Source organism: candidate division WOR-3 bacterium, assembly GCA_039802205.1.
Classification (GTDB): domain Bacteria; phylum Hydrothermota; class Tepidihabitantia; order SM23-42; family JAOAFX01; genus JAOAFX01.
Genome location: JBDRWD010000074.1, coordinates 1 through 12453 on the forward strand (window position 1 = coordinate 1; position 12453 = coordinate 12453).

8 protein-coding genes are annotated in these 12453 nt (G+C 40.2%); 5 read left to right on the forward strand and 3 right to left on the reverse strand.

Features of this window, described 5'->3' with window-relative positions; translation table 11 throughout:
• Positions 1 to 424: 424 nt before the first annotated feature.
• Both ABIL39_11325 and ABIL39_11330 read right to left on the reverse strand, forming a co-directional pair.
• Positions 425 to 2650 carry a glycosyl hydrolase family 18 protein gene (locus ABIL39_11325; GenBank protein ID MEO0166713.1) on the reverse strand — a complete coding sequence of 742 codons (2226 nt, stop codon included), beginning with the start codon at positions 2648 to 2650 and terminating at the stop codon, positions 425 to 427.
• Positions 2651 to 2659: 9 nt separating this feature from the next.
• Positions 2660 to 2929 (reverse strand): hypothetical protein, encoded by a 270-nt coding sequence (locus ABIL39_11330; GenBank protein MEO0166714.1) that lies wholly within the window; start codon positions 2927 to 2929, stop codon positions 2660 to 2662.
• A gap of 181 nt (positions 2930 to 3110) precedes the next feature.
• On the opposite strand from ABIL39_11330, the gene ABIL39_11335 reads away from it, so the two are divergent.
• Entirely contained in the window at positions 3111 to 3929 is an 819-nt protein-coding gene (locus tag ABIL39_11335) for a spore photoproduct lyase family protein (protein ID MEO0166715.1), read from the forward strand.
• Positions 3930 to 4228: 299 nt separating this feature from the next.
• Here ABIL39_11335 and ABIL39_11340 read toward each other — a convergent pair whose 3' ends face one another.
• Positions 4229 to 8680: a S8 family serine peptidase gene (locus ABIL39_11340; GenBank protein MEO0166716.1), complete on the reverse strand. Its 4452-nt coding sequence runs from the start codon at positions 8678 to 8680 to the stop codon at positions 4229 to 4231.
• A gap of 384 nt (positions 8681 to 9064) precedes the next feature.
• Between ABIL39_11340 and ABIL39_11345 the strand changes: the two genes are divergently transcribed.
• From ABIL39_11345 to ABIL39_11360, 4 genes are read left to right on the forward strand one after another with little or no spacing between them, the layout of a single operon-like run.
• The gene (locus tag ABIL39_11345; GenBank protein ID MEO0166717.1) at positions 9065 to 10114 is read left to right on the forward strand and encodes a hypothetical protein; all 1050 of its coding nucleotides are present in this window, start codon (positions 9065 to 9067) and stop codon (positions 10112 to 10114) included.
• Entirely contained in the window at positions 10111 to 10749 is a 639-nt protein-coding gene (locus tag ABIL39_11350; protein ID MEO0166718.1) for a metallophosphoesterase, read from the forward strand. The genes ABIL39_11345 and ABIL39_11350 overlap by 4 nt, the downstream gene beginning before the upstream one ends.
• A 44-nt stretch (positions 10750 to 10793) precedes the next feature.
• Positions 10794 to 11357 carry a hypothetical protein gene (locus tag ABIL39_11355; protein ID MEO0166719.1) on the forward strand — a complete coding sequence of 188 codons (564 nt, stop codon included), beginning with the start codon at positions 10794 to 10796 and terminating at the stop codon, positions 11355 to 11357.
• Between the two features lie 16 nt (positions 11358 to 11373).
• Positions 11374 to 12150 carry an enoyl-CoA hydratase-related protein gene (locus ABIL39_11360; protein ID MEO0166720.1) on the forward strand — a complete coding sequence of 259 codons (777 nt, stop codon included), beginning with the start codon at positions 11374 to 11376 and terminating at the stop codon, positions 12148 to 12150.
• Positions 12151 to 12453 lie beyond the last annotated feature (303 nt).

Here is a 12453-nt window from a genome sequence, read left to right on the forward strand (position 1 = left end):
CAATTGACCAATTTTGATTATCGTGCCTACTGGGGAAATGTGGAGATTGAATTGCGAATTATTCCTGAAAAACAGATTAGTGTTTATTACCAGGGAAGACTTATTCAGAAATTTCATTGCAATGGTAAGCAGTAGTTGACATGAGAAAAGAATTAAATATCATAAGGGGACATCTCGCTTTGAAATTAAGGGGACATTTTACCTTTGGAATAACAGGGTAAAATCGATGCAATCCCCCTCAATCTCCCTTTCTTAAAGGGGGAAATAGGGGGATTAGTAGGGCAGACCTTTTTATTCTTGCAAGGCTAAAGCCTTGCCCTACAGAGGAAATTGGCTAAAGATTTGCCCTTTTAAATATTTGCAAACCAAGGTCTGCCACTACAACTATTAAATTTTGCAGAGTAAACTCTGCTACTACATTTCGTCAATTTATTTTTATTATCTTGGTTTTTATTATTTTATCGGGCGTTTTTAGAACCACAAAATAGACACCAGATTTCAGGTCCTGTCCGAAGTGAATTTCTTGTTTGTGATACACTTTCTTGTGTATAATCCTCTCGCCCAGAATGTTATATACAAATATCTCGCAGGGGATTTCAATCTCAGTTAGATTGATATGCAGTTCTTTGCTGAAAATTGTTTCTTTTATCAATTGATTTTGGACAGTCAAATGTTGTTTTTCTCCAATCCCTACCGGGTTGACAACGACACTGACAATTATCTGCGGACCAAATAGAACCCCATTCCTTTCAAATCTAAATGTATCGGCAATTGTTGTTTGATTCGGCACGCTCGGTGCTCTGAATTTTGCATAATTATAAAAGACCTGACCGGGCAATCCCCAGAATCCAGTTAACTTTGCACGGATCGTATCCTTCCAGGTTGCTGGATAATAGAATGGACTCCTGCCCGTTCCTTTGAGATAGACAAGGGTATCAAACGGTCCGTATCCAGTATTTTGAATATGCATTGATACCGTGAATGTATCAAGTGAATTAACGGTTGAAGGATATGTTAAGCTCTGGATGCTACAATTATAGGTATTATAATCTTCGGGATTGTTTATTATGGTATACGGAATATAAACCCAACCCCGTGGTTTATCCGTTAATTGTAAATATATCCTTGCCCAATTACCAGAAAATGAATCTGCAACAAATACTTGACCATTTGCAACCTGGGTAATTACTGGATACGATGCTCCCGGACCTTCGCGGACATTGACCAGACTTGAATTTATGCGCAGGATTGTATTCCTCGTTGTCCCTTTCATATATTGTGAATTTGTTCCATCACCACCAGACATCCAAACATAGTATGGACCACTTGCGGATGGGAAATAGACTTTATACCAGTAAACACCCTGATTGTAATAATAATCAAACGATACAAATTTTGTGCCGAGTCGTGCTTCAGTGATTATCCTATAATTCGTTCCCGGACCATCACGGACATTGAGGCTATCTATATTTACCTCAACGGTCCAGTGCCTTGTAGGCGGTTCAATCCAGAATCTTCTTCTTATTGCATTCCATATATGGTCATAACTGCGGTCATATCCTAAAGCCCAGCAACCTGCACCCTGTAGTATGGAATCATTTACCATTCCAAATTTTATATCAAGTGATACTGAATCATCATACCAGCATTGATGCCAGCCACCTGAATTATAACGATACCAGGGTGTCTGGGAATAATTGTCCCATAATCTGCCATAGGTATTTGCATTTTGGAAGGCATAATAATATATCACTGCTGAACCGGTTCCAGTTGTAGAACTGCCAATATCACCAGAGGCCGTGGGCCAGTCATAGCCATAATAGGGGAGACCAAGGACAATCTTTGAGCCAGGAACACCATATACCTTATAACTGCCGATTGATTTTGCAACACAATACTGCCCCCAGAATGGAGAAGGGATACAGGGCGAGACCGGTCCGGCAACACTTGAGCCACTCCAGTGATAATCATAAGCCATAATAAACAAGCCATCAGAATGTGAACCAAGATAAGAAAAATCATAGCCTGGATACCATTCAGGAACTGCAGGTGTTGCTAAATACAATTCTTTTCTGCCATTAGGATGGTTCCATAAGGCATATGCTAAATCGTTTATGAATCTATTAAAACTATCCCGAACCGCACTCGTGACAAATTCAAAATCAATATTTGCACCATCACAACCGTAATTTGTCATAAAATTTCTTATATTATTCACGGCATTATTTCTTGCTGTTGCATTATTCAGGAAGTTTGTAACATTTGTATTGCCGAAAACTGTGAAGGTCATATGAATCCTGACCCCGCGTGGATGGGCATAATCGCGGATTTTATAAAATCTTGAGGCATTTGGTATGCTTCCCAAACTGCCGGTTGATGGGTCAATATCAACCGAGAAATAAGAGATATGGGTCAGTAATTCAATCTGGAAATACTGATAATAACTTGTATCTGTCCAGTATGGCAGATAACCATAGTAGTTCTTTGCCATCCCTGTTATTCCGGGTTCAAGGGGCACATAAGGTAATTTTGTTGAAGATACTGGTGTCCATTCTGCCTCGGATTTGTGCAGATTATATTCAATCTGATGGATTGTAGGAAAATCAAAAGCAGAATAAAGACAAATACCAATAAGAACAGAAAATGTCATAAACCCTCCTTATTTCTTTGTTAAGTAAATCCTTCGGGCAATCAAAAATATTGTGGCAAAGAATATAAAAAGAATTATTATGAGAATAATCAGGGCAAAATTTATCATTGCCCGTTCGGATTGAAAGCCAGTAGCAGATTTATTATTTATTGTATCCATTTTGTGTTCTTCTGTCTGTAACTGGTGGATTGATTTAAAATTTGTATCAGGCTGGACAATCAGAAAGAAATTTTGATTAAATGGAGAAGAAAACAAAATTGAACATATCAATACAGCCATAAATGGATTATATTAACAATCTTGTGGTTGTCAAGAATATTTTGCTTCGGACACCTCTGATTTTTACAGGATGTTTTCCTCAAGTGCAATAAACCTTTAGAGCTTTAATAAGAATCGTAGAGGCAGAGATCAATCTGGTTGACACTTCTTTCTAACTCAATATAATATATAGGGACTTGAATTGAGCTTATACCGTGAAATTTTATGTAAATCAATCCTGAATAAATCAGGAATTCCCGGAATTGATTTTGCATTAAATCCTTATACCGGGTGTGAACATAAATGCGCATATTGTTATGCAGTATTTATGAAAAGATTTACCAATCATAATGAGGAATGGGGCGATTTTGTGGATATAAAGATAAATGCACCCGAGATTCTCCAGAAACAATTAAAACAACTAAAGGCGAAGAGCCATATCTCAATCGGTACGGTCTGTGATGCGTATCAACCCATTGAAGAGAAATATCAGCTAACAAGAAAATGTCTTGAAATACTGAGGTATTTTCAGCATTCTGTTTCAATTTTAACAAAATCTTCGCTTGTTTTGAGGGATTTAGATTTGTTCTTGAAAATCAAAGAGATTGAAATAGGATTCACGATAACGACCTTGAATCCTGATGTAAAAAATCTCTTTGAACCGAATTCTTCACCGGTATCAGAAAGACTCAAGGCACTCAAAAAAATTTCTGAAAATAAAATTTATACATGGGTCTTTGTCGCACCGATACTGCCATATCTTACTGATTCTGACCAGGAGATTGAAGACTTGATAAAATCTGCTGAAGAATCCGGTGCCCAGAATATTACCTTTGATTCATTAAACCCTTATCCTAAGGTCTGGCATAATGTGATAACGAAAATCCGGGAAAGATTCCCAGAAAAACTAAAAGATTATGAATTCTATTACCACAATAAGATTCTTTATGAAAAAAAGATAAAAGACCGGATATTAAATATTGGCAGATCTTTTAAGATTAAAATTGATTTTGCTTTTTAATTTTGTAGGAGCGACTTCCCAGTCGCGATAATAATATTCAACATTGATTGTTGCAGAGCAAACTCTGCCACTACAATTAACTATTTTTTCCGGTAGTGGTCGAGTTTGCTCGACATCCAAACCATAAAAAAGACCACACGCAGGCTGAAGCCTGCGGCTACCATTTAATCGCTTTTCCTGGCGAGGCTAAAGCCTCGCCCTACTTTTGCAGAACAAGCTCTGCTACTACATTTCGAACATTTGTAGTGGTTGAGCTTGCTCAACAATTTGCAGTACAAATCCGAAGGTTTGCCCAACATTTATCTTAATAACACTGTCTTCTTAATCTTTTTAGCGCCACCTGCTTCAAATTTTATAAAATAGACTCCCGCGGGTAGTCTCCGACCAAGAAAATCATCACCATCCCAAATTATTTGATAGACTCCCGGTTCTTGTTCTTTTTCTAACAATACCCGCACAACCTGCCCAAGACAATTGTATATTCGGAGACTGACCTTTGATGGATGCGGAATTGCATAGACGATATTCGTCTTGCCCCTTGTTGGATTGGGCATAGGGGTATAAAGGGCAAAGGCAATCGGAAACTCTTTTTGCATATCTTCAATCACACCGGTCATCCTTATATCACCATCAATCAAAGTAAATGTCCGATGATACCACATACCCAGGTTCTGTAAACTATCACATCCCCGCACAAATAAAGAACAGATATTCACCACGCCAGGAGTATATACCAATCTTATTGTGCCATTCACACCTTCTTCTATCTCATCCCATTGACCATCCGAGACTGTCATTGGCAACTCGCCGGTGGTTTGATTTCCGGACTTTGCAAAATACTGTGCAGAATTAATTATACTCAAACCAGATTGAGAATCGCTCACAACCGCCGTAAACGGTAATAATGTATCATCGGGTGTGACAAATTTGGGATTATTTGCAACAATTATTGAATTGGGAATCACTCGCGGACCGAAATTGTCGTTGCCCGGAATATTAATCCGAAAGTTGCCGGTTGTGGTAGAACCAATTAGAGAAGGATAGGCACCCTTATCATTTACCGTAATCCGCATTCGGTATCTATTCCCATTCTGAATATTACTCACATCCCATTGATATGGAGCGACCAATCCGGTATCCGCAATTATCAAACACCAGGTCTGACCGCCATCCGGTGAATATTCTATCCTGATTGTATCAATCTCCGCACCACCATAAGCCGTGGCATTCCAGTCAATGATTATTGGACTCGTTGTATATGTCGTATCCGCAACCGGGGAATTAATCACCACATCCGGATGGTCATGGCCGATGAGCCAGATAAGTGTTTTATTTATTATATCATTTCTTATCGGACTATTAGGATTTGTTGTATCAATCTGGGTTATCTCAAAACAGTTTGCTACAACCCTGGTCTTATGACCACCCCAGATACCATCACCGGGTGTGCCCATATTATTCGTTGATTCCCACCTTATTCCACAGGAATCGTTTGCAGCATTACCATGCCAGACATAAGAGCCAATTCCTGCTGCACCTGTACCCGAAAGCAATATCGCATCCGCGACTGCTCCCGCACGGAATGGCTGGTAGGGAGCGCCAGTTGTGTAATCGCCGGAGATCGGGTCTCCGGAAATACCGCGCAGGGTATTCCAGGTGCTGGAGTAGATATCACCGATGAACCGATAATGGAGATAGTCTTTGCAGAATAAGGTATCGGCTGAAGGACTATTATTCCAGGGGTCCCAGGCGATATCGTGTCCAGTTACTACAAACCTTGCTCCACCATCATGGTATAATTTTATCGTCTCTTTCTGGGCAATGGTCCAGACCGGATAGTTCTCCTGTCCTACCTGGAAGAATATTGCCTTGTACCATTTCAAATCATCACGCCTGAACTGCCCCATATCCTTTGTTGACCACCAGTTGTATGACCAGCCACCAGAACTCAATGCATTCCTCAAAAATTCCGGATGGGCAAATTCTTCACCCGTAAGATGATTATTCAATAAAACCACAAGCACATCGGTCAGGGTTGCTTTTTTGGTCGCAAATGAGTAATGTAAACCGCCGTTGTCATCCCGCACGGTATTACCACGAAAATCCCTTGATTCCACATCATAATAATAAGTCATATTTTCTTCAAGACCATTGATTTTCACCCGATGGAACAATACATAAGGGGTATCAACCGATACAACCTGATTTAAATTATTCGGATTAGTCCCATAATAAACCTTTGAATTTGACCCTTCATTTGTATTCCAGCAAACATCAACCGAGTGGGCTTCAATATTTTCGCAATGGACATTTGAAATCAAAAAATACCAGGCATCCACACCCGCCCAGACCTGAGAAATAAATGGCGGATTGTTGTCGGTATATGAAACATATATCGTATCACCCTGGCATACCGAGAGTTTGCCGTCGTTATGAACCGCACCCCGAAAGAGTAAAGGTATCTCACCTTTGAATACATAAGCACTTTCAGCAAGTTCAAGACACTTCAAGGTCTCAGGCTGGGTCTCAATATATTTCCCTCGTATGGACACTAATAATGTATCATGTATACCCAGAGAACCATAATTCGAATCTTCAACCCTTATCCTTACTGTATCAATAATAAAATCATTGGCACGATAGACTGGTTTATCAAGAGAAACAAAACCAGCAGTACCAGAGCCGGTATAAGTAATCACCAAAGCAAATGGCTGGGGACCAAAAGGTATATTCCTACCTTCAATCCGCACAAACCAGTCACCTGAATCTGGCGCATTAACCCTCACACATTCTTCAACATTCAATGTATCACGGACTGATGGATTGGGTATTGATTGTCCCTGAGAATATTGATTGCCGCGGTAATATGTGCCCGAAGGGCTCCGGACATATAAATCAAGGTCGTTCACGAGTTGTTTTAAGACTACAGGATTACCTGGATAATCAGTCCAGACCAAAGTAATCTTCAGGTTTGCGGAACTTGAGGGAATATTAAAATAGAAATCCTTTGTCTCCCCGGTCAAAAGTCCGATTGTATCGTCATAGAGCAAGGTCTTACGCAAATCACCATCAAAATAAAGTGTTGAATCAAGGTCAATCCGACCCCAGCCGATATTGTTATCCGGGACGGTATAATTTCCCACATTGGGGTCTGCACAGTTTATCAATATTGCCTTGATCATTGCGGAACTGATGTATGACCATGAATTTGCTGCATTCTTTTTTCCATTTGGATACCAGCCTTCCCTCAAATATTGACGGACTAAAACCCCAGCACCAGAGGCACCCGGTGTTGCCACACTTGTGCCACTCATTGTAATATAACCATTGGGTGGATTACCGGATGAAGTAACTGGTCCGCCCGGAGCAAGGACAGTAGGTTTTAATCTACCATCAACTGTTGGACCACGGCTATTATAACTTTGATACTGCGTATATCCTGATGTTCTATTTCCGGTAGCACCTACGGCAATACAATTTTTGGCAGATGCCGGAGAACCGACTGTTCCGGGGCCTGGTCCGCTGCTGCCGACCGCAGATAAAATTAAAAAGTCTTTGTGAGACCACATAAATTGATCGACCTGCTGGCAATGGGCTGTATACCTGCCCGCAACATCGGCACCCCATTGATTACTGCTGATATATGCGCGGGTTGGTGGATAATACAGGTTGTAAGGTCGGATATAAAGGTCATTGAGGTCCGGAAAAATAAAAAATGTGCTTCCGTTTCCCCCTAATTGGGAATGGTATAATCTTGATCGCTTGGCAATGCCATCATATAAAGAATTGCCCGGGGTTAAAGTATCATCTCCAGTTAAAGTCCCCGCAGTGAATGTGCCGTGTGACGACCCCCCAAATACACAATAAGGACCTGCGGAATCATAAACCACGATTGCATTATGGTCAGGATAATAACCAAAATTTGGTACTGGCGGGCTACCCGAGCAATGTGCATAATGGGTTGTATATATCCCTGCATCAACGGAGTTAACTATCTCACCTTCTCCACAAATGCCTTTATCCCAGATTTTTCTTACATTCGGTTCGGCATCCTGGAGTATCCACTGGACATCAATATTGCACAATTCGGGTTCAATATATGGTTCAATCCAATAAATTCCTTTGATTCGTGCGAGGGAATTGATATCTTTTTTATTTACCACACCCTGGATAATTTTGTTTATACCATTGTCTGAGATTATAAAATTTTTCCGGCAGGTAATTTCTTTTATCTCATTCAAAACTCCTGTAATATCAGCATCCGGGAATAAAAGAATTGTTACTTTATTTTCATCCCCAACGGTATCAAATAGCCCTGAGATTTTGTAGGCAGGCTGGTAAATGCCCATCCAGTTCACTGAGGGATTTGAGAGGACTACATTTTGCTGTGTCTTACCCTTTAGAGAGATAACAAATCCATAATTTGGGACATAAAAATGAATCTTTACACCCTGGGATCCAAGCCAGTCCTTTTCTGGTCCATATATCGGTTCTGTAAACTGGACAATATAATAACCTAACTCATTATCACGATATTGGGTCTTTAAATCAGCAGGCAAATCAGGCTCTCCATTTTTCCCAAGAAGTTTTGTATCAAATGAGATACCATTGGAGAATATAATCTTTGTTCCGTCACCATAAATTTCGGGGGTATATTGTCCTTTTAAGATTGAGCCAAAAATAGGGATGTTATTGACTCCAGAACAAAGACTTCCAATTGTTATTATTGATAATAGCAACCCTAACTCCATAATCTCCTCCGTCTTTTTAAATTATAACTTGCAAATCAAGATTGTCAAGATTTGTCTTTTTTTGAGTCCTTTTCATATTTTTTTCTATCTTGTGAAGGCAGGATTAAACTCATAGACAAAATTTGTAAGGATAATCAATAATTCAGCGTAGGGCAAGGCTTTCGCATTGCATAAATAAAAAGTTAGTCGGGTGGTAACTAGTAAAATGGTAGGCGCAGGCTTTAGCCTGCGGATAAATGTTTTTAAATCCCAAGGTATTTCGCACCCTGAAGGGCGCGGCTACCGCTAATAATCCAGCGCATAAAAATAATTTGACAAAAAGTTGAAAGGAATTAGCTCCAGAAATTGTTGACTGTTTTTATTTTTTATATATAATCATTAAAAATGCCCCAAGAACGAAATAAACACGAATACAAGGTTGGATTGCTGGGAATGGGTAGAGTGATAAGGGCATTTTTAAGACACTATCTTGAGAATCAAGCTAAATTATGGGCAGATTTCGGATTTGCTTTAAAATTCACTGCTATCGCTGATTCAAGGAGTTTTCTGGCAAACGACGAGATTGATATCCGAACTGTCTTGGAGGAAAAAGAGAAAGGTCAACCGGTCAACCGTGTGGGTAAAGAATCTATCGAATCTTTTATGCCATTAATTAACCAGCAAAAGATTGATATTTTGATCGACGGTTTGCCTGGCTCTCGGCTTGATGCAGGTTTAAGTTACCCTTACTTACTTACGGCCGTGAAAAAGGGTATTCCAATTATTTGTGTGAATAAAGCACCGATTGTTTTCAAAGGTGATGAACTCTTCCAGGTGGCTAAATCCAGCGGTGTGTATATCGGTTTAAGTGCGACGACCGGCGGAGCACTCCCAGCAGCAGGAATGGTGAATGAACTGATTAATGCCGGTGTCTATAAAGTGAGAGGGATTCTTAATGGGACCAGCAATTATGTTTTGGACAAAATAATGTTTGAGGCCCGTACCAAACTGGAGGCAATTCAGGAGGCAGTGCGGTTGGGTATCGCGGAGCCTGATTATAGATTTGATCTTGAAGGAATTGATACCTGTTATAAGATGGTGATCATCGGTTTGTTGCTTACCGGCAAATGCGTTGACCTTAAAACAATTTACTGTCGGGGTATTATGGAATTAAGTGAGCGGGAGATCATTTCTCATGTCCGGCAGGGGAAAGCAGTGCGTTTGATTGGTAATTTAATAATTGAAAATAATGAACCAACGATTTCGGTAAATCCAGAATATCTCGATAGCAGTGATCCATTGTTTAGCATTTACGGTGCGAATAAGGGTATTACATTTTATACCAGGTACATGGGGGATTTGACCATTATGGGCGGGGCTTCGGGTTTGGAAGCGATTGCGGCCACCATTTTAAAAGATATTATAAATTATCACCGCCTTAGTGCCTTTAAATGAAGATCTTAGCAATTTCCGATATCCACGGTCGAATAAACTATGAGAAAGAAGTAATTGAACTATTGGGGATGGTGGATTTGATTGTTATCTCCGGAGACATCACCAATTTTGGTGGCAAGAAAGAAGCTTTAACTGTGCTTGATAATCTACGACAATTTAATCCCAATATCCTTGGTGTACCTGGGAACTGTGATCAGTTTGAAGTTTTAGATCTCTTGAGGGATGAAGGAATAAATTTGCACGGGGAGACGAAGGAGTTCAATGGTTTGATTTTTTTCGGAATCGGCGGTAGCGGTTATACTCCCTTTCAGACACCACAAGAATACTCTGATGAAGAGATAACCAAAATCTTAAGCAATCACCGTAATAAAGGCGGCCGGCAAATATTTGTCAGTCACGCACCTCCTTTCAATACCCATGTCGATAAGACCATGATGGGGATGCATGTGGGTAGTAAATTGATTCGTGATTTTATTGAAAAAAATCAGTTTGAATTAGGTCTGTGTGGTCATATTCATGAGGCACGGGGTATGGATAAACTTGGCTCCACGGTAATTGTAAATCCTGGTCCATTTCCAAAATACTGGGCTTTAATTGAGGTCACCCACGAAATCAGAGTTTTTCTATCACCTTGAAAGGATTCCATTGACTTGGCTTCAAAAACTGAATATATTAAATTATGGGTAAAAGTAGAATGTGGTTAACCCACATCTTTTTTTCTTTTGTCCTGCTCAACGCTCAAAAATACGAAACAACACTGCGGTTATTTTTTAATCCTACCGGTGGAATTGTTGTTCTTCCTAAACATATGGATTACCGAATTAGTGATTTAGCGATTGTCTACAAGGCAATTGGCTTGGACACGCGTGGATTTCGAGTTATCCACAATGCAAACTTTACTTCAGATGGTCTGGCACTTACTGGATTCATTGCTCCCGCATATATTTATTTTGTTTCCTGGAGCGCCCAAAGAAAATCCTTTGAGATAATACCACTGAGTTTTTATCTATATTCCGGGATGAGTGCCTGGGGGTTTAAAGAGGAGACACTTATTGATTTAGCGATTGGTATTACCCACTATTTTCTGAGCCTGCGCATGGGCTTCAATGCTGTGCGAGCGGAAAGCCGTTTATTCTTTAATGTGGATGATCCTGGATTTAACGATTTCTCCATAAACTGGAAAAGTTTTTATCTTGCTTTTGATTTTCCCCGTGCTACTGATATCTTTAAAAGCCAAGATTGAATAAAGGGAGGCAAAAATGAAGGAATACAGAAATATCGTAGTTGAAATTTCTGATAAAATCGCTCTTTTAAAAGTAAACAGACCCGAAGTCTTAAACGCGGTTAATACCGAGACAATCTTAGAAATCGAATCGGCGATGAAGGAATTCAACGAAAATAAAGAGGTGCGGGTTATAATAATTACTGGTGAAGGAAAATCTTTCGTGTCAGGTTCTGACATTTCCCGACTTGCCCAGATGGATTCCCTGCAGGCACGGGAATACAGTCAGCTGGGGCAGCGGGTTCTTTCTTTCATTGAAAATATGGAAAAAGTTGTGATTGCTGCGGTTAACGGCTATGCCCTCGGTTCTGGTTGTGAAATCGCTATGGCATGCGATATCCGCATTGCTTCTGAAAAAGCCAAGTTCGGTCAGCCTGAAGTGAAACTTGGATTAATACCCGGGCATGCCGGCACTCAGCGCCTGGCGCGTTTGGTGGGTGTGAGTAAGGCTAAGGAGTTAATCTTTACAGGTGAGATGATTGATGCTCAGGAGGCTTACCGTATTGGTTTGGTAAATAAAGTTGTTCCGGCAGAGAGCTTGCTTGAAGAGGCAAGAAATATTGCCAAGAAAATCATTGAAAATGCCGGTCCTAATGCAGTGAAGATCGCTAAGACCGTCATCAACCGGGGGATTGATGCTAATTTACAGACGGCAAATTCTTATGAAACTGAAGCCTTCAGCATTTTGTTTTCAACTGAAGAGGCAAAAGAAGGGATGAAAGCATTTTTGGAGAAAAGAAAGCCGAACTGGTAGATTGAACCTGAGTCCTCTCCACATTTTTATAAAATGTTTTATTTAGTGACAATAAAACCTATGGGCAAAATTGGTAAGGGCATCCAATAATTTCAGTGTCGGACAAGGTTTTGATTGATGCCCTTCGTAGGGCAAGGCTTTCGCATTGCATAAATAAAAAGTTAGTCGGGTGGTAACCGGTAAAATGGTAGGCGCAGGCTTTAGCCTGCGGATAAATGTTTTTAAATCCCAGGGTATTTCGCTAAATGATTAATAGAAAGATTAGGCAACCCAGCCACTCCGAATAGATACCTTGGTCTTATA